Raw genomic sequence first — 16,385 nt, 5'->3', positions numbered from 1 at the left:
GTCGGGCGTAAAGCCCCGATGGCCCGGCCCGATCGGGCCGGCCCTTCGAGGCTTGAGCGGCGGATCAGGCCATCGCGACCAGGATCCGGCGCTGACCGGTGAACGCCCGGCGGCCGTGCGCGACCGCGACGTTGTCGACGAGCAGGAGGTCGCCGACCTCCCAGGCGACGTCCACGGCCGTCTTCATGCCCACCTCCTGGACGTGGGTGATGTACTCGGCCGGGATGGGGCTGCCGTCGGCGAAGAACGCGTTCTGCGGCAGCTCGTCCTCGGGGATCAGCTCGGCGAGCGCGGCGGCGTCGTCGCCGAGTCCGGCGATGTGCCACTGGTCGGCCTGGTTGAACCAGACCTCGGTCCCGGTGACCGGGTGGTTCAGGGTCGCGCGGCGCAGCTGGCTGACCCGCAGGGTGCCGTCGGGCTGCCAGCTCCACTCGGCCTCGGCGCCGTCGAGGAACGCCTCGACCTCGGCCCGGTCCTCGGTCTCGAAGGTGGCCTGCCAGCTCTTGCCGAAGCCCATGCCGTCGTGGAGGTTCTGGGTGTACCGCACGCCGGGGGCGAAGGCCGCGCGGATCTCCGGGTCGATGGACTCCAGCCAGAGCCGGCCGTCGACGAGCGGGGTCGCCCCTCCGGTGGCCGCCGCCACGTCGCAGTAGAACAGGATCCGCGAGGGCCAGGCGTGCGCGTACGACATCTCGTTGTGCATGGAGATCTCGAACTCGGCCGGGTACTCGGTGGAGGTGTAGAGGTTCCGGCCCACCTTGGTGCGCGGCGAGTTGCCGTGGACGTAGGCCAGCCGGTTCTGCAGCAGCAGGTCGGCGGCGCCGTCGTAGGTGTCGGCGGTGATGCCGAACCCGCGGAAGAAGACGGCCCGTTCCTCGGCGAGGAGCCGGCCGACGTCGGCGCCGCGCAGGTACTCCTCCAGGCCCTGCGGACTGGCGTCGGCGCCCACGTCGGCGGGGCGCAGGATCCGGGGCTGCCAGGCGTTCTCGGTGGTCATGCGGGTGTCCTTTCGGAGTGGGCCGCCGGCGACGTCGCGTCGTCGGCGTGCTGGGTGTCTGTCGGGCCGGCACCGCCGAAGTCGGGGGCGCGCCGGGCCCGGAAGGCGGCCACCGCCTCCCGGACGTCCGGCGAGTGGGCGGCGACGACCTGGACGGGGGCCTCCCGTTCCAGGGCGGCCTCCAGTGAGGGCGCGTCGATGTTGGCCTGGAGCACCTGCTTGGTGAGGGCCAGCGAGACGGGGCTGTTGGCGGCGATCTCGGCGGCGAGGGCGAGCGCGGCGTCGGACAGCTCGCCGGGGGCGGCCACCCGGCTCACGAGACCGCGGGCGAGGGCCTCGTCGGCGGCCACGAACCGGCCGCTGAGCATCATGTCGGAGGCGAAGCCGAGACCGGTCAGCCGGGGCAGCAGCCAGGAAGCGCCCATGTCGCCGCCGGAGAGCCCCATCTTCACGAACGAGGCGCGGAACCGGGCCCCGGGCGCGGCGAGCCGGATGTCGGCGGCGAGCGCGAGCGACAGTCCTGCGCCGACGGCGGTGCCGTCGACGGCGGCGATCACGGTCTGCGGCAGGCTTCGCAGCCCGGTGATCGCCTCGGCCTGGCGGCGCAGCAGGGCGAGGAGTTCGAGTGGGGGCAGCGCGGCGATCCGGCCGACCTCGTCGATGTCGTACCCGGCGCAGAAGGTGTCCCCGGCGCCGGTCAGGACGAGCGCCCGTACGGAGGGGTCGGTGCGCAGGCCGGCGCAGAGGTCCGTGAGGCGGGCGAACAGGTCCTCGTTCAGGGCGTTCCTGCGGGCGGGGCGGTTCAGGACCGCGACGGCCACGCCGGGTTGGGGCCGGCTGACCAGGAGCGACGGTTCAGATGCGTTCATGCGTCCTCTCCAGGGCGGCCGCGGCGGCGGCCGGCTCGGTGTGGCGGGCGACGAAGGCCAGTGAGGCGGGGAGCGCTCGGTCCACGAACTGCCAGTCGTGGCCGCCGGGCCGCTCGTGGTACGCGACCGCGTGGCCGCGCTCGCGCAGGGCGTCGCGCACTCGGCGGTTCATGGCGCGCATCCGGTCGTGGTCCTCGGTCCCGACGTCCAGGTAGAGGGCGGGCGGTGGGGTGCGGCGGTCCTGTGCGATCAGGCGGTACGGGTCGTAGCGGCGGCGGGTCTCGCTGCCGGGCGGGCCCCAGACCCGTTCGTGGCTCTCCACGGTGGGCATGGCGAAGGCGGGGTCCGAGCGGAACCGGGCGTACGGGTCCCCGGTGCGCAGCGGCGCCTCGAAGGCCCCGGCGTGCGAGGCCACCGCGCCGAAGACCTCGGGGTGGCGCAGGCCCAGGAAGAGCGCGGCGGCCCCGCCCATGGAGAAGCCGCCGACGGCGCGCCCGGAGCGGTCGGCGCGGGTGTGGAACCGCGCGTCGACCGCCGGCACGAGCTCGTGGACGAGGTGGTCCTCGTACCGCAGCCCCGCGTGGTCGTTGACGAACCAGCGGCGCCCGCTCTGTGGCAGGACGACGACGGTGCGGCTGTCTCGGACCACGTCCACCAGGTTGGTGTTGACCAGCCAGGTGTCCTTGCTGCCGCCGTAGCCGTGCAGGAGGTACAGCACCGGGTGCGCGGGGCCGTGCTCGCTGTAGCCGCCGGGCAGGACGACGTTGACGCCCTTGTCGCGGCCGAGCAGCCGGCTCGGCCAGCGCAGGGTGAGCACGCGGGCGGTCACGCCGCCTCCCGGAGGGGGCGGGCGGCCAGGGCCCGGCGGTCGGTCTTGCCGGTGGAGGTGCGGGGGAAGGAGCCGACGAGGTGGAAGGAGGCGGGGACCATGTAGCGCGGCAGGGTGGCCAGGCAGTGGGCGCGCAGCTCGGCCGGGTCCGGTGCGGCGCCTTCGGCGGGCACGACGTGGGCCTCGAGCTCCTTGCCGCCGTCGGCGCCCGGGACCGCGACACAGACGGCTTCGTGGACGGCGGGCATTCGCATGAGGACGGCTTCGATCTCCTCGGGCTCGACCCGGTAGCCGCGGATCTTGATCATGTGGTCGCGGCGGCCGAGGTAGAGGTAGCCGCCGTCCCCCAGCGACCGGACGAGGTCTCCGGTGCGGTGGGTGCGGGTCGTCGTCTCCGACGCGCCGCCGTCCTCGCCGGGCGGGGTGTGCCCCCAGTAGCCGAGCATCACCGAGTCGCCGGCGACGGACAGTTCGCCCTCGGCGCCGGGGACGTCGGGGACCGGCCGGCCGTCGGGGTCGAGGAGACGGGTCTCGGCGTACGGGCAGGGGCGGCCGATGGGCGGGGACGCGGTGCGGTCCGGGGCGAGGTCGGCGTCGGTGACCCGGTGGTGGGTGCAGACGTTGGTCTCCGTCGGGCCGTAGAGGTTGTGCAGCGCCGCCCCGGGCAGCGCCTCGCGCAGCCGCCGCAGGTGCTTGAGCGCGAACGGCTCGCCCGCGAACAGCACCGTCCGCAACCGTGAACCCGTCAGCAGGGCGCGGTTCTTGGCGTCCAGCATCCGGATCAGGGCGCCCGGCACCGAGTACCAGACGGTGATGCCCTCCTCGGCGACCAGCCGGTTGAGCGCCGGGCCGAGCGCCTTGTGGTGCTCGGGCACGAGGACGAGGCAGGCGCCGGCGCCGGCGGCGGCGAAGACGTCGAAGACGGACAGGTCGAAGTGGACGGGCGCGTGGGAGGAGAGCCGGTCCGCGCTGGTCAGCCCGAACTCGGCCACGGCCCAGTCCACGAACGCCAGCGCGTTGCGGTGCGACAGCATCACGCCCTTGGGCGTTCCGGTGGATCCGGAGGTGTAGAGGACGTAGGCGAGGTCGTCGGGGCCGACGGCCGCGGGGGCGAACCCGTCCGGCAGGGTGCGGCCCACGGCCTCCTCCCAGCCGGTGCACCGGATCGCCGGGTCCACGGCCGGCGCCGGCTCGTCGCCGACGACGACGGCCGTGCGCAGCGCGGCGGGCGCGCCGTGCTCCTGGAGCAGGGCGAGCCGCGGCGCGTCGGTGACCAGGCAGCGGACGGCGCAGTCGTCGAGGATGTAGGCGGCGCGGGCGGCGGGCGTGGCCGGGTCGACCGGGACGTAGGCGGCCCCGCATTTGAGGATCGCGTGCAGGGTCACGATCGTCTCGGTCGACTTGCCGAACCACAGGCCCACCCGGTCGCCGGGGCGGACGCCGTGCTCGCGGAGGGTCGCGGCGAGCGCGGTCGCCGCCCGGTCCAGGGTGGCGTAGTCGGTGGAGCGGCCCCGGTGGCGAACCGCCTCGGCCGTGGGCCGGGCGGCCGCCGCGCGGGTCAGCAGTTCAGTCAGCGTGCGCATGGCGGGCTCCTGCGGGGCGGGGGGACGCGGCGCGGGCACGGGTGCCGAGGCCGAGCTTCTCGGCGATCACCAGCCGCTGCATGTCGGAGGTGCCGGAGGAGATCCGGGTGCCGAGCGCGTCGCGCAGATTCCGTTCGACGTCGGTGTCGGTGGTGTAGCCGAGGCCGCCGTACACCTGAAGGGCGTCGAGGAAGGTCTCGACGGCGGACTCGCTGGTGCGCAGTTGGGCGGCCTCCGCATAGTGGGAGGAGACACCTCGCTCCAGGTCCCAGGCGGCGCGATGGGTGAGCAGCCTGGCCTCGTCCAGGCGGATCCGCATCTCGACGATCCGGTGGGACACCGACTGGAACCTGCCGATGTGGCGGCCGAACTGTTCGCGGGTACGCGCGTGCCGGACGCAGTCGTCGATCTGGCGTCCCATGGCGCCCAGCAGCGGGGCGAGGATGAGCGAGCGCTCCCAGGCCATGGTGGCGGCGAGGATCCGGGAGCCCTGCTTCTCCGCGCCGAGCCGCGCCGAGAGCGGGACGCGGCAGCCGCTGAGGGTGATCTCGCCCCAGGGCGCGGTGCGCAGGCCGGCCTTCTCGAATCGGGTCTCGACGCCGAGTCCCTCCTGGCCGCGTTCGACGAGGAAGGCGGTGACGCCGGTGAACCCGAGGGCCGGGTTGACCGTCGCGTAGACGAGGAAGACGTCGGCGAGCGGCGCGTTGGTGACGAAGCGTTTGGCGCCGTCCAGGACGTAGTGGTCGCCGTCGCGGCGGGCGGTGGCGGCGAGGGAGAGGGCGTCGGATCCGGCGCCGGCCTCGGTGATGGCGTGGGCGCCGATCAGCCGCCCGTCGCACAGTCCGGGCAGGTAGCGCTGCTTCTGCTCCTCACTGCCGAAGAGCAGCAGCGGGATCTCCGCTGCCCAGATGTGCGCGCCCAGGGCGATCATGAGGCCGTTGTCGCGGCAGCCCGCGCCGAGGCCCTCCAGGGCGAGTGCGCAGGTCAGCGGGGAGAGGCCGAGGCCGCCGTACGCGCGGGGCACCGGGAGTCCGAGGACTCCGGCGTCCGCGCAGCGCTGCCAGTCACCGGGCTGGAGCGTCCCGGTGCGTTCCCGGGCCGCGACGTCGGCGCCCAGGTCCTCGCCGAGGTGGCGGAACCGGTCGGCGAGGGCGGTCTGTTCCTCGGTGGGGCTGAGGTTCACGGGCGGCCGCCGACCGGGTCGAGCGCGGGCAGGCCGGCCAGCGAGGCGGCGATGTGGCTGTCGGAGACCACGTGGTCCTCCAGGGTGCCCGCGAGATACTGGTCGTACGCGGACAGGTCGAGCAGGCCGTGGCCGCTGACGTTGAAGAGGATGACGCGCGGCCGGTTCTCCTCGCGGGCGCGCACGGCCTCGTCGACGGCGCACTTCACGGCGTGCGCGGACTCGGGCGCGGGGATCAGGTTCTCGGTGCGGGCGAAGAAGGCCCCGGCCTCGAACACGTCCTTCTGCCCGTAGGCCACGGCCTCCATCAGGCCGCGGTCGTAGAGGGCGCTGACCAGCGGCGCGGCGCCGTGGTAGCGCAGTCCGCCGGCGTGCACGCCGGGCGCGACGAACGTGTGGCCGAGCGTGTACATCTTCGTCATGGGGGTGGTGCCGGAGAAGTCGTTGTAGTCCCAGGCGTAGCGGCCCCGGGTCATCTTGGGGCACGCCTCGGGCTCCACGGCGACCAGCCGCGTGGCGGCTCCGGTGCGGAGCTTCTCGCGGTGGAAGGGGAAGGCGAGGCCGGCGAAGTTGCTGCCCGCACCCATGGCTCCGATGACCACGTCGGGGAACTCTCCGGCGAGTTCCATCTGGCGCAGGGCCTCCTCGCCGATGACCGTCTGGTGCAGCAGGACGTGGTTCTCGCCGCTGCCGACGGAGAACGCGCCGCGGGTCACGGTCCGGGCGTACTCGAGCGCCTCGGCGTTGGCGATGGCCACGCTGCCGTCGCCGTCGGGCGAAGCGGCGAGCAGGGCGCGGCCGGCCTCGGTGGTACCGCTGGGGCTGGGGATGACGCGGGCGCCGTTGAGCTCCATCAGCACCCGGCGGTAGGGCTTCTGACGGTAGCTGCAGTTCACCATGAAGACGGTGCAGGCGAGGTCGAGGGCGTGGCACGCCATCGACAGCGCGGTGCCCCACTGGCCGGCGCCGGTGCCGGTGGTGATCTCCTGGACCCCGGCCTTCTTGTAGTAATAGGCCTGTGCCAGCGCCGAGTTGAGCTTGTGACTGCCGGAGGCGTTGGCGCCCTCGTACTTGTAGTAGATGTGGGCGGGGGTGTCGAGCGCCCGCTCCAGGCGGTGGGCGCGGATCAGCGGGGTGGGGCGCCAGCGCTGGTACTGCTCGCGCACCGGGTCGGGGATCTTCACATGGCGCTCGGTTCCGACGCTGCCGCGGTACATGGACAGCGGGATGTTGGCCCCTGTCGACCCGCGGTCCGCGGGCTCGGGGCGGTCGTTCCCGTCGCCGTCCGGCCGCGCTGCGGGTCTGGCCCGGCGTACGTCCGAGGCGGGCACGTCGAGGTCGGCGAGGATGTTGTACCAGTGGGTGGGGACGTCGTCCTCGTCGAGCAGGTACTGGTTGCGCACGGCCCTCATGCCGGGGTCTCCGTCCGCAGGCCGGCGACGTGACGGCGGACCAGCTCGACGAGGTCGCCGACGGTCTCGAGGTCCGCCTCCATGACGTCCTCGTCCTCGATGTGGCCGCCGAACTCGGTCTCCACGGCGAGCAGGAGCTGGAGCAGGTTGAGCGAGTCGAGTTGGATCGTCGGCGAGTAGAGCGAGATCTGCGGACCGATGTCCTGCGGGTCGAGCCGGAGATCGAGGGCTTCGACCATGATCTCGTGAACCTTCGTGGCCACGTCGTCGGGCAGCATTTTTCGGGGCTCCTCGTACAGGAAATTCGTAGGGTCGGGATGACTGCGCACGGGCAGCGCGTGGACTGCGGAAAGAATGCGCGCGGAACTCGGAGGAATGCGCGGGTACTGCGCGGGAAGGCGGCGGGCGGGGGCCGGCTTCAGTGCATGCCGGCGAGGATGTCGGCGACGTCCGCGACGATCTCGGTGCCCTGCACTAGGGAGAAATGGTCGCCGGGAAAGACCCGCAGCGAGAATTCCGCGGACGTCATGCCCGACCAGGCGGCGGCGTGCGCGACGGGCACGCCCGGGTCGGCGTCTCCCACGTACGCCGTCAGCGGCACGGTGACCGGCCGCGCCGCGGCCGGCCGGTAGGTCTCGATCAGCGTGAGGTCGGCACGGAACGAGGGCAGCAGCAGGGACAGGAGTTCGGGCTCGGCGACCACGTCGGCGCCCATGCCGCCGAGTGCGAGCAGCCCCTCCACCATGGCCTCGTCGTCGCGCAGATGGAGGTCCCGGCCGCCCCGGGGGCTGAGCGGCGACCCGTGCCCGGAGACGAACAGGCGCCGCGGCCTGGCCCGGTACAGCGCCTCCAGACGCAGCGTGACCTCGTAGGCGAGGGCCGCGCCCATGCTGTGTCCGAGCAGCGCGACGGGCCGGTCGAACAGCGGCAGCAGCGCCTGCGCGACGCTGTCGGCGAGCGGCCCCATGGCATGGACGCAGGGTTCGGCGAACCGGTCCTGCCGCCCGGGGTACTGCACCGCGACGAGCTCCACGTCGTCCGGCAGGGCGTCCGCCCAGTCGCGGAAGGCGCCCGCCGTGCCGCCGGCGTGCGGCAGGCACACCAGCCGGATCCTCGGAGCGGGCACGGGGCGGAGCCGGCGCAGCCAGCGCCCTTCCTGGCTCGCGGCGTTCCTGGCTCGTACCGGGGTGGGTATCACTGGCGGCCTGCCTCCCTGGGATTCTCGAACGGCCGGGAAGTCAGGTGTCCCGGCATTTCAAGCACCGCACATTAACGCCTTTTCCCGGGTCGTCACCACCCGATTCGGGCGGCAGTTCCGCATACAGAATTCATCCAGTCCGCGGCTCGAACAGGTTCGTACAGTGGTTCGCCTCACGCCGTGAATTCCCTTGCCTCCGCCCGTCCGCCGGAGGAATTCAACGCATTCGATCCTGCCGAAAGAGACCCGTCACGCCATGAATTCTCTACCTCTGCGCTCGGTGTACGTCGGCGGCCGGTGGACCGCCCCGCGCGCCACCGGAACGATCGCCGTCGAGAACCCGGCGACCCAGCGGGTCATCGGCGAGGTCCCGGACTGCGGCAGCGAGGACGTCTGGCGCGCGGTGGACGCCGCCCGTCGGGCGCTGCCCGGCTGGGCGGCGACGGGAGTCGAGGAGCGAGCGGCGGCCCTGTCCGCGCTGCGCGAGGCCCTGGTGAAGCACCAGGACGAGCTGGCGGAGACCGTGACCCGCGAGATGGGCTCGCCGATCACGTTCTCCCGCCGCGTCCAGGCCGGCCTTCCGGTGCGGGTGCTCGACGGCTTCGTGGCGGAACTCGCCGCCGCCACCGCCGAGGAGCGCATCGGGCACTCCCTCGTGGTGCGCGAGCCGGTCGGCGTGGTCGGTGCCATCACCCCCTGGAACTACCCCCTGCACCAGGCGGTCGCCAAGGTCGGCGCGGCCGTCGCCGCGGGCTGCGCCCTCGTGCTCAAGCCGAGCGAACTCGCCCCGCTCTCCTCGTACCTGCTCGCGGAGCTCATCGACGGGATCGGGCTGCCTCCGGGCGTCTTCAACCTCGTCTCCGGCCGGGGCACGACGGCGGGCGCCGCGCTCACCGTCGACGACGGCGTCGACCTGGTGTCCTTCACCGGTTCGCTGGAGGCCGGCCGCGTGGTCGGCGCGGCGGCGGCACGCACCGTCAAGAAGACCTGTCTGGAACTGGGCGGCAAGTCCGCCACGCTGGTGCTGCCGGACGCCGACCTCGCCGCCGCCGTCGAGGACGGCGTGCGCAGCGCGCTGCACAACGCGGGGCAGACGTGCACCGCCCGCACCCGGCTGCTGGTCCCCCGCGCGCACCTGGACGAGGCGCTGGACGTGGCCCGCGCGGTCGTCGCCGGCTACGTCCCGGGCGACCCCGAGGACCCGTCCACACTGCTCGGCCCGCTCGCCTCCGCCGGACAACGGGAGCGCGTGCTCGGCCACCTGGAGCAGGCGGCCCGCTCGGGGGCGCGTCAGGTCGCCGGGCAGGACGCCGCGACCCGGCTGCCGGACACCGGCCACTACGTGGCGCCGAGCGTGTGGGCGGACGTGAGCCCGTCGTCGCCGCTGGCCCGCGAGGAGGTCTTCGGTCCCGTCCTCGCCGTCATGGCGTTCGACGGCGACGACGAGGCGGTGTCCCTCGCCAACCGGTCCGAGTACGGGCTCGCCGCGTCCGTGTGGTCCGCGGACCCGGACCGCGCCGTGGCGGTGGCCCGCCGGCTGCGGGTGGGCCAGGTCGACGTCAACGGCGCGAAGTTCAACGCCGCGGCCCCCTTCGGCGGTTACAAGCAGTCCGGCATCGGGCGGGAGCTCGGCCGTCACGGCATCCAGGAGTTCCAGGAGGTCAAGTCCCTCCAGCTGCCCGCCTGACGGCCGGTTCCCGCCCGCATCCCCCGCGCCGCTGCCCCCCATCCCCCGCGCCCCCTGCCCTCCGCGTCCCCCCACCCCCGCACCTGATCCCTGCACCGCGACTCGAAACGACGGGTGACACCGTGTCCCTGCGCATGCCGCACATCCATGTGGAGTTCCCCCCGGAGCTCAGTCCGTACGCCGACCGGGCGGAGGCCGGCGCCCGGGCCTTCGTGGCCCGCCACGGCCTCGCCCCCGACGAGGCGGCCCGCCGCCACCACGAGCGCTCCCTGCTCGGCACCCTGATGGGCCGGGCCTACCCGCATTCCGGCCCGTCGGAGCTCCAGCTGGTGACCGACTGGATCAGCTGCATGCTGGTCCTGGACGACCAGTTCGACGAGACCTCTCTGGGCGCCGAGCCGGAGCGGCTGCGGGAGGTCTGCGACGAGGTGCTCGGCTGGTTCACCGAAGACGGCTCCGTCGACGACGACCCGGCCCCGGCGGGCCATTCCCTGACGCGGGTGTTCCGCCCGGCCTACGCCGAACTGTGGCGCCGCACCACGCCGCTGACCTCCCCGACGTGGCGCCGACGGCTCGCCGCGCACATCGGGGCCTTCTTCGACACCTGCGTCTGGGAGTCGGAGAACCGGCTCACCGGCCGCGTCCCGGAGCTGGACGAGTACATCGCGCACCGCGGCCGGGCCCTGATGCCGTACCTCGACCTCATCGAGGTCACCACGCACGCCGAGGTGCCCGAGGAGATCTACGCCCTGCCGGCGTTCGCCGAGATGAACGCGGCGCTGTCCGACGCGGACCTGTGGACCAACGACCTCTTCAGCTGCGAGAAGGAGGCACTCCTCGGCGACCCGCACAACCTGGTCCTGGTGCATCGGCACGCGCACGGCACGGACCTGCAGACCGCCGCGGACGCCGTCGGGGAGATGGTCCAGGGCCGCTTCGACCGCTTCACCGAACTCAGCCGCTCCTTCCCGGACCTCCTGACGCCCGCGCAGCGCGCGCTCTTCCCGGCGGACCGCCTTGAGCGCCACATCGCGGGGCTGCGCAGCTGGCTCACCGGCCAGCTCCAGTGGCGCTTCGAGACGCTGCGCTTCGACCCCACGCGGCCCGAGGTCACCAGCGCCACGGGCTCCGCCCCGCTCTAGGCCGTCGGCCGACTTCCCCCACCGTGACCCACCCTGACCCACCGTGAACGGGGTACGCATGCGAGACCGTTACGCGACACTCAGACATCTGGAGACCCTCGACCCGAAAGCGGACCACCAGGAGATCCACCGCACCTCCTCCGACAGCGAGTTCCCCTGGGACTACGGCCGGGGTCTCGAAGTGGCCATCTGGCGCACGTGTTGCGTGCCCGCCATCTCCGGCGTCCTGGACGGCACCGGTGAGTTCGCCCTGCGAGCGCAGAAGCGGTACGACGACACCCGGATCCTGCTCGGCGAACTGGTGCGCGGCGGCTACGACTCCGATCGGGGACGCCAGGCGATCCGGCAGATCAACCAGGCGCACCGCAGGTTCGACATAGCGAACGAGGACATGCTGTACGTCCTGTCGACGTTCGTCCTCGAACCGGTGCGGTGGATCGACCGCTGGGCCTGGCGGCGGACCTCCGAGACGGAGCGCCTGGCCGCCTTCTACTTCTTCGTGAACGTGGGCAAGCGGATGAACATCCGTGAACTTCCCACCGATTACGCGACGTTCGATCGGTTCAACCGCGAGTACGAGCGGATCCGCTTCCGGCGGGCCGCGAGCAACCACCGCGTCGGCACCCAGATCATCAACCTCTACGCGTCCTGGTACCGCCGCCCGGTCAGCGACCTGGTCGCGGCCACGCTGCCGTGCCGTCTCGACGCGCCGGCGCTGGACGCCCTGGGCATGCCCGCCCCGCCCCTGTGGGCGCGGGCCGTCCACCGCGCCGGGGTGCGCGGCCACGCACGGGTCGAGCGCGTCGCGCCCCGGCTGATGGCGCGGCTGATGACCCGGCCGACCGCGCGGACGTACCCGGGCTACCCGCACGGTTACGAACTCGCCGACATCGGTCCGCACCGGACCGTCCCGCCCGTGCGGCACCAGCCGACGGCCCGTGTCGACAGCCTCAAGGACTGACCACCATGACGGAAACCACAGCTCTGGCCGCGCCCCCGGCCGCCATCGGCGACACGCCCCTGCGTCCGGTCGTCGTCCCGGTCGGCGACCGGACGGTGCGGCTCTGGCTCAAACTGGAGGCCGAGAACCCCTTCGGGTCGATCAAAGCCCGTACGGCGGAGGCCCTGCTCAACGCGTTGGAGGGCAGCGGGGCGCTGCGTCCGGGGATGCGGGTGGTCGAGTCGACCTCCGGCAACCTGGGGGTGGCGCTCGCCGGCATCTGCGCGGAGCGCGGCTACGGCTGCACGCTGGTGGTGGAGCCGAGCACGCCGCCCGCCAGCGTCGAGCGCATGCAGGGGTACGGCGCCGAGGTGGTGACCGTGCGCGAGGTGCCGGGTGGCCGGACTCTCGGCGCCCGCCTCCAGGCGGTGCGGGAGATCGTGGCGGCCGGACCCGACGTCGTGTGGACCAACCAGTACGAGAGTCCCGCCAACCCCGGGGTGCACGAGTGGCAGACCGCGGCGGAGCTGCTGAAGGCCGCGCCGGACGGCCGGTTCGACGCGGTCGCCGTGGCCGTGTCGACCGGGGGCACGCTGGCGGGGATCGCACAGTACTTCCGCGACCACTCCCCCGCGACGCAGGTCCTCGCGGTCGACGCCGTGGGCTCCTCCGCACTCGGCGGGGCGCCCGCGGACCGGCCGTTCAAGCTGATGGGCTTCGGCTCCGGGCAGGTGTCGGGGTTCGTCGAGCCGCACCACGTCGATCACGTGGTGCGGCTGACGGACCAGGCCGCCGCCGCGGCCTGCGCGCTGATCGCCCGGCGGACGGGGATCTCGCTCGGCGGCAGCGGCGGCGCCGCGGTACTCGCCGCCGTCGCCCGGGCGCTGCTCGACCCGTCGCTGCGCGAGATCGCGTGCGTCTGCCCGGACAGCGGCGAGAAGTACCCACAGCTGTGCGACGCCCCGGCCGACGGCGGGCCCGGCTGCGCCGGGGAGATCCGCACGGCCCTGGACCTGCTGCACCGGATGCGCGCCGAGGACCCCTCGTGACCGTCCTGCCGAACTCCCCGAAGAGAGACCACCGATGACGCTCCCCGACCCCTCGACGATCACCTATCTGGACAGCGCCGACGTGGCGCGGCTGTGCGCCGGGCTGCCCGTCGTCGAGCTCGCGCACGACACCCTGCTCGCCTACCGCCGCAAGGAGGCGGGCCTCACCCCCGAGGCCGCGCTGCGCTGGACCACATCGTCCGGGGCGTCGGCGCGCAGCCTCATCCTGCCCGCGTGGTCCCGCGACTCCTACGGCTGCAAGATCATCAACGCCTCGCTGGGCAACCATCTGCTGGGCCGGCCGCGCGCCGCCGGGCTGGTCGTGCTCAACGACCCGGAGACCGCCCGGCCGGTCTGCATCATGGAGGGCGGCCGGATCAGCGCGCTGCGCACCGCCGGCGTCTCGGTCGCCGCACTGCGCGCCGTACGCGATCTGACGGCCGTCCGAAGCGTGGCCTTCCTCGGCTGCGGCCGCCAGGCCGAGGTCCACGGGGAGCTGCTCGCGGACGCCTGCTCCGGCGTCACGGAGGTCTTCCTGCACGACCAGGACCCGCGGCGGGCCGAGGAGCTCGCCGCCCGGTGGCGCGCGGCGCACCCGGCGGTCGCCGTGACGGTGACCGGCGACGCCCGCGCCGCGGTCGAGCGCGCCGAGGTGACCGTCGCGGCGACGACGACCACCGAGCCGTACGTCGAGCTGGACTGGGTCCCCACGGGCGGGACCTTCGTCAACGTGTCGTTGGACGACGCGGCGGAGAGCCTGCTGCTGGGCTGCGACCACCTGTTCGTCGACGACTGGGAGCTCGTGGTCGACGACGACCACCGGCTGCTGGGGAAGCTGGCCCGGGCCGGCCGCGTCGCCGGTCCGGGGGCCGCCGCCCCCGAGGGCGGCCGGGCGGTGGACGCCTCCCTGCCGGCGCTGTTCTCGGGCGAGTACGCGCGGACCATCGCCCCGGACGACCGGATCGTCGTCAACCCGTTCGGCATGGGAGTCCAGGACATCGCCCTGGCCGCCGCCGTGTACGCGCGGGCGGTCGAGCAGGGCGTCGGACTCTCCCTGGCCCACTGAACCGGGGCGGTACGGAGCCCCCCGTACCGCCCTCCCCCACGACCGTGGCCCCGCCGGTGATCGGCGGGGCCACGGTCGTGTGCGGTCGGGGACACGTCAGTAGGACTTGGGCAGGCCCAGGGTGTAGTGGGAGACGAAGTTGAGGATCATCTCCCGGCTGACCGGGGCGATCCGCGCCACCCGGGACAGCGTCAACAGGGACGCCAGGCCGTACTCGGTGGTCAGGCCGTTGCCGCCCAGGGTGTGGATCGCTTGGTCGACGGCGCGGGCGCATGCCTCGGCGGCGGCGTACTTGGCCATGTTGGCCGCCTCGCCCGCGGCCATGTCGTCGCCGAGGTCGTACAGTTCGGCGGCCTTCCGGGTCATCAGCCGGGCGAGCTCCAGCTCGATGTGGATCCGCGCGAGCGGGTGCGCGACGGCCTGGTGGGCGCCGATCGGCACCGACCACACCTGGCGGGTGCGGGCGTAGTCCACGGCCTTGTCCAGAGCGTGCCGGCCGAGGCCGGTGGCGAATGCGGCGATCATGATCCGTTCGGGGTTCAGCCCGGCGAAGAGCTGCTCCAGACCGGCGACCTCCCCGCCGACCAGCGCGTCGGCGGGCAGCCGCACGTCGTCCAGGACGAGCTCGAACTGCCGCTCGGGTGCGCTGAGTTCCATGGGGATCTCGTGGTGGGCGAAGCCGGGTGCGTCGCGGGGGACGACGAAGAGGCAGGGCTTGAGGCGGCCCGTGCGGGCGTCCGCGGTCCGGGCCACGATCAGGGTGGCGTCGGACTCGTCCACTCCGGAAACGAAGACCTTGCGGCCGGTGAGCAGCCAGTCCGTGCCGTCCCGGCGTGCGGTGGTGGTCAGCCGGTGGGAGTTCGAGCCGGCGTCCGGCTCCGTGATGCCGAAGGACATACGGGCGGAGCCGTCGGCGAGTCCGGGGAGCAGCCGGCGCTTCTGCTCCGGGGTGCCGAAGCGGGCGATGACCGTGCCGCAGATCGCGGGCGACACCACGAGCATCAGCAACGGGTTGCCGGCCGCCCCCAGTTCCTCCATGACGAGGGACAGCTCGGTGATGCCGCAGCCCCCGCCACCGTACTCCTCGGGAAGGTTGACGCCGAGGTAGCCGAGACGGCCCGCCTCTGCCCAGAGTTCCTGCGGGGAGCGAGGGTCGCGACCGGAACCGCGTCCGCGCGCGAACTCGGCGACGGCCTCCCGCAGGGCCCGGTGCTCGGCGCTCTCCGCGAACGCGGGGCGCGCGCTCATCGGTTCAGCTCCGCGAGGATCTCGTCGGTGTGCTCGCCGTGCCCGGGGGCGGCGGCGCGCAGCGAGTCGAGCCCGGTACCGAACAGCACCGGGAAGCGGACCTGGCGGCGCGGGGCCTCGGTGGCCGAGCCCGGCAGGGTGCCGACCAGGTCGCGGGCGGCGACGTGCGCGTCGGCCAGGAAGGCGTCCGCGGTCTCGTACACCGGCGCCCACGGGACGTCGAGTCCGCAGAGCGCGGCGGACCACCAGGCGAGGTCGCGGCGGGCGAAGACGCCAGTGAGCAGCTTCCGTACCAGGACCCGGGCCCGGGTGCGCTCCGCCCGACGGTCGTAGGCGTCGTCGTCGAGCTCGGGGAACTCCGCGGCGAATGCCGTGCGGAAGGTCAGCCAGAACTTGTCCTCGAAGGTGGCCAGTGCGATCCGGCCGCCGTCGGCCGTGGTGAACACGTCGTTGTCGCCGGTGACCAGCGGACTGTCGGCGGGGTCGGCCGGCGCGCGCAGGGGAAGCGCGAGCGGTGCGGCCCAGGCGGCCGCCGCCTCGTGCAGCGACACGTCCAGGTGCTGGCCCTCCCCGCCGGCGCGGGCCGCGGTCACGGCCACGGCGGTGGACAGCGCCGCGTACATCGCGCCGGCGAGATCGGCGACCCGCAGGCCCACCCGGTCGACGGTCTCGCCGGGGCGGTGGGGCACGGCGAAGAAGCCTGACAGGGCGAGGAAGTTGAGATCGTGACCCGGCCGGGAGGCGTAGGGTCCGTGCTGTCCGAAACCGGTGATCGAGGTGAGCACCACCCGCGGGTTGGCCTCGCGCAGCCGCGCGTACCCCAGCCCCATGGCGTCCAGGACCCCGGGCCGATGGCTCTCCACGACGGCGTCGCTGCGCTCCACCAGGCGCAGCAGGGTCTCCCGGCCGGCCGGGGTGCGCAGGTCCAGGACGAGCGAGCGCTTGTTGCGGTTGAGCGCCGCGAACGTCTCGGGCTCGACCAGCCGGCCGTAGTCGCCGCCGCCCGGGCTCTCCACCTTGATCACGTCGGCGCCGAGGTCGGCCATCAGCACCGTGGCGAATCCGCCGGGCAGCAGCCTCGACAGATCGAGGACCCGTACGCCGTCCAGGGCCGGCCGGCCCGCCGTCGATTCCACTGTGTCACTCCTTCCGGCCCGCCCCCGGACGGGCGCGGGCACAAAC

15 protein-coding genes are annotated in these 16,385 nt (G+C 73.5%); 5 read left to right on the top strand and 10 right to left on the bottom strand.

Annotation, left to right across the window (positions count from 1 at the left end; genetic code table 11):
• Nucleotides 1-64: 64 nt before the first annotated feature.
• The 8 genes from ACFV9D_RS23595 to ACFV9D_RS23560 all read right to left on the bottom strand — a co-directional run bounded on the left by ACFV9D_RS23595 (nucleotide 65) and on the right by ACFV9D_RS23560 (nucleotide 8,071).
• Nucleotides 65-997 carry a TauD/TfdA family dioxygenase gene (locus ACFV9D_RS23595; RefSeq protein ID WP_385149511.1) on the bottom strand — a complete coding sequence of 311 codons (933 nt, stop codon included), beginning with the start codon at nucleotides 995-997 and terminating at the stop codon, nucleotides 65-67.
• Nucleotides 994-1,866 carry an enoyl-CoA hydratase/isomerase family protein gene (locus ACFV9D_RS23590; RefSeq protein WP_385149508.1) on the bottom strand — a complete coding sequence of 291 codons (873 nt, stop codon included), beginning with the start codon at nucleotides 1,864-1,866 and terminating at the stop codon, nucleotides 994-996. The genes ACFV9D_RS23595 and ACFV9D_RS23590 overlap by 4 nt, the downstream gene beginning before the upstream one ends.
• Nucleotides 1,853-2,695, bottom strand: a complete 843-nt coding sequence (locus ACFV9D_RS23585; RefSeq protein WP_385149505.1) for an alpha/beta hydrolase — start codon at nucleotides 2,693-2,695, stop codon at nucleotides 1,853-1,855. The genes ACFV9D_RS23590 and ACFV9D_RS23585 overlap by 14 nt, the downstream gene beginning before the upstream one ends.
• Nucleotides 2,692-4,278: an amino acid adenylation domain-containing protein gene (locus tag ACFV9D_RS23580; RefSeq protein ID WP_385149502.1), complete on the bottom strand. Its 1,587-nt coding sequence runs from the start codon at nucleotides 4,276-4,278 to the stop codon at nucleotides 2,692-2,694. The genes ACFV9D_RS23585 and ACFV9D_RS23580 overlap by 4 nt, the downstream gene beginning before the upstream one ends.
• The gene (locus tag ACFV9D_RS23575; protein WP_385149499.1) at nucleotides 4,262-5,461 is read right to left on the bottom strand and encodes an acyl-CoA dehydrogenase family protein; all 1,200 of its coding nucleotides are present in this window, start codon (nucleotides 5,459-5,461) and stop codon (nucleotides 4,262-4,264) included. The genes ACFV9D_RS23580 and ACFV9D_RS23575 overlap by 17 nt, the downstream gene beginning before the upstream one ends.
• Nucleotides 5,458-6,873 carry a TrpB-like pyridoxal phosphate-dependent enzyme gene (locus ACFV9D_RS23570; protein ID WP_385149496.1) on the bottom strand — a complete coding sequence of 472 codons (1,416 nt, stop codon included), beginning with the start codon at nucleotides 6,871-6,873 and terminating at the stop codon, nucleotides 5,458-5,460. Before ACFV9D_RS23570 ends, ACFV9D_RS23575 begins: the two co-directional genes overlap by 4 nt.
• Nucleotides 6,870-7,151 carry a phosphopantetheine-binding protein gene (locus ACFV9D_RS23565; protein ID WP_385149493.1) on the bottom strand — a complete coding sequence of 94 codons (282 nt, stop codon included), beginning with the start codon at nucleotides 7,149-7,151 and terminating at the stop codon, nucleotides 6,870-6,872. Before ACFV9D_RS23565 ends, ACFV9D_RS23570 begins: the two co-directional genes overlap by 4 nt.
• 140 nt (nucleotides 7,152-7,291) lie before the next feature.
• On the bottom strand, nucleotides 7,292-8,071 hold the full coding sequence (locus tag ACFV9D_RS23560; RefSeq protein ID WP_385149490.1) for a thioesterase II family protein: 780 nt from the start codon (nucleotides 8,069-8,071) through the stop codon (nucleotides 7,292-7,294).
• Between the two features lie 256 nt (nucleotides 8,072-8,327).
• Between ACFV9D_RS23560 and ACFV9D_RS23555 the strand changes: the two genes are divergently transcribed.
• The 5 genes from ACFV9D_RS23555 to ACFV9D_RS23535 all read left to right on the top strand — a co-directional run bounded on the left by ACFV9D_RS23555 (nucleotide 8,328) and on the right by ACFV9D_RS23535 (nucleotide 13,955).
• Nucleotides 8,328-9,758, top strand: a complete 1,431-nt coding sequence (locus ACFV9D_RS23555; RefSeq protein WP_385149487.1) for an aldehyde dehydrogenase family protein — start codon at nucleotides 8,328-8,330, stop codon at nucleotides 9,756-9,758.
• A 122-nt stretch (nucleotides 9,759-9,880) separates the two neighbouring features.
• Nucleotides 9,881-10,900 carry a hypothetical protein gene (locus tag ACFV9D_RS23550; RefSeq protein ID WP_385149484.1) on the top strand — a complete coding sequence of 340 codons (1,020 nt, stop codon included), beginning with the start codon at nucleotides 9,881-9,883 and terminating at the stop codon, nucleotides 10,898-10,900.
• Nucleotides 10,901-10,958: 58 nt separating this feature from the next.
• A complete protein-coding gene (locus ACFV9D_RS23545; RefSeq protein ID WP_385149481.1) occupies nucleotides 10,959-11,861 on the top strand; it encodes an oxygenase MpaB family protein in 903 nt (300 codons plus the stop codon).
• Between the two features lie 5 nt (nucleotides 11,862-11,866).
• On the top strand, nucleotides 11,867-12,889 hold the full coding sequence (locus tag ACFV9D_RS23540) for a cysteine synthase family protein (RefSeq protein WP_385149478.1): 1,023 nt from the start codon (nucleotides 11,867-11,869) through the stop codon (nucleotides 12,887-12,889).
• Nucleotides 12,890-12,923: 34 nt separating this feature from the next.
• Nucleotides 12,924-13,955 carry an ornithine cyclodeaminase gene (locus tag ACFV9D_RS23535; protein WP_385149475.1) on the top strand — a complete coding sequence of 344 codons (1,032 nt, stop codon included), beginning with the start codon at nucleotides 12,924-12,926 and terminating at the stop codon, nucleotides 13,953-13,955.
• A 96-nt stretch (nucleotides 13,956-14,051) separates the two neighbouring features.
• Here the strand turns inward: ACFV9D_RS23535 and ACFV9D_RS23530 are convergent, their stop codons facing one another.
• Nucleotides 14,052-15,203, bottom strand: a complete 1,152-nt coding sequence (locus ACFV9D_RS23530; protein ID WP_385149472.1) for an acyl-CoA dehydrogenase family protein — start codon at nucleotides 15,201-15,203, stop codon at nucleotides 14,052-14,054.
• On the bottom strand, nucleotides 15,200-16,339 hold the full coding sequence (locus ACFV9D_RS23525; protein ID WP_385149469.1) for a CaiB/BaiF CoA transferase family protein: 1,140 nt from the start codon (nucleotides 16,337-16,339) through the stop codon (nucleotides 15,200-15,202). Before ACFV9D_RS23525 ends, ACFV9D_RS23530 begins: the two co-directional genes overlap by 4 nt.
• Nucleotides 16,340-16,385 lie beyond the last annotated feature (46 nt).

Source organism: Streptomyces sp. NPDC059875, from assembly GCF_042731085.1.
Classification (GTDB): domain Bacteria; phylum Actinomycetota; class Actinomycetes; order Streptomycetales; family Streptomycetaceae; genus Streptomyces.
This window is presented reverse-complemented; position numbering and strand designations above follow the sequence as displayed.

Bases quoted from the DNA above. Each gene is read 5' to 3' on its own strand.
- ACFV9D_RS23595 (WP_385149511.1), bottom strand. From the start codon at position 997: ATGACCACCGAGAACGCCTGGCAGCCCCGGATCCTGCGCCCCGCCGAC.
- ACFV9D_RS23590 (WP_385149508.1), bottom strand. From the start codon at position 1,866: ATGAACGCATCTGAACCGTCGCTCCTGGTCAGCCGGCCCCAACCCGGC.
- ACFV9D_RS23580 (WP_385149502.1), bottom strand. From the start codon at position 4,278: ATGCGCACGCTGACTGAACTGCTGACCCGCGCGGCGGCCGCCCGGCCC.
- ACFV9D_RS23570 (WP_385149496.1), bottom strand. From the start codon at position 6,873: ATGAGGGCCGTGCGCAACCAGTACCTGCTCGACGAGGACGACGTCCCC.
- ACFV9D_RS23565 (WP_385149493.1), bottom strand. From the start codon at position 7,151: ATGCTGCCCGACGACGTGGCCACGAAGGTTCACGAGATCATGGTCGAA.
- ACFV9D_RS23555 (WP_385149487.1), top strand. From the start codon at position 8,328: ATGAATTCTCTACCTCTGCGCTCGGTGTACGTCGGCGGCCGGTGGACC.
- ACFV9D_RS23545 (WP_385149481.1), top strand. From the start codon at position 10,959: ATGCGAGACCGTTACGCGACACTCAGACATCTGGAGACCCTCGACCCG.
- ACFV9D_RS23540 (WP_385149478.1), top strand. From the start codon at position 11,867: ATGACGGAAACCACAGCTCTGGCCGCGCCCCCGGCCGCCATCGGCGAC.
- ACFV9D_RS23535 (WP_385149475.1), top strand. From the start codon at position 12,924: ATGACGCTCCCCGACCCCTCGACGATCACCTATCTGGACAGCGCCGAC.
- ACFV9D_RS23530 (WP_385149472.1), bottom strand. From the start codon at position 15,203: ATGAGCGCGCGCCCCGCGTTCGCGGAGAGCGCCGAGCACCGGGCCCTG.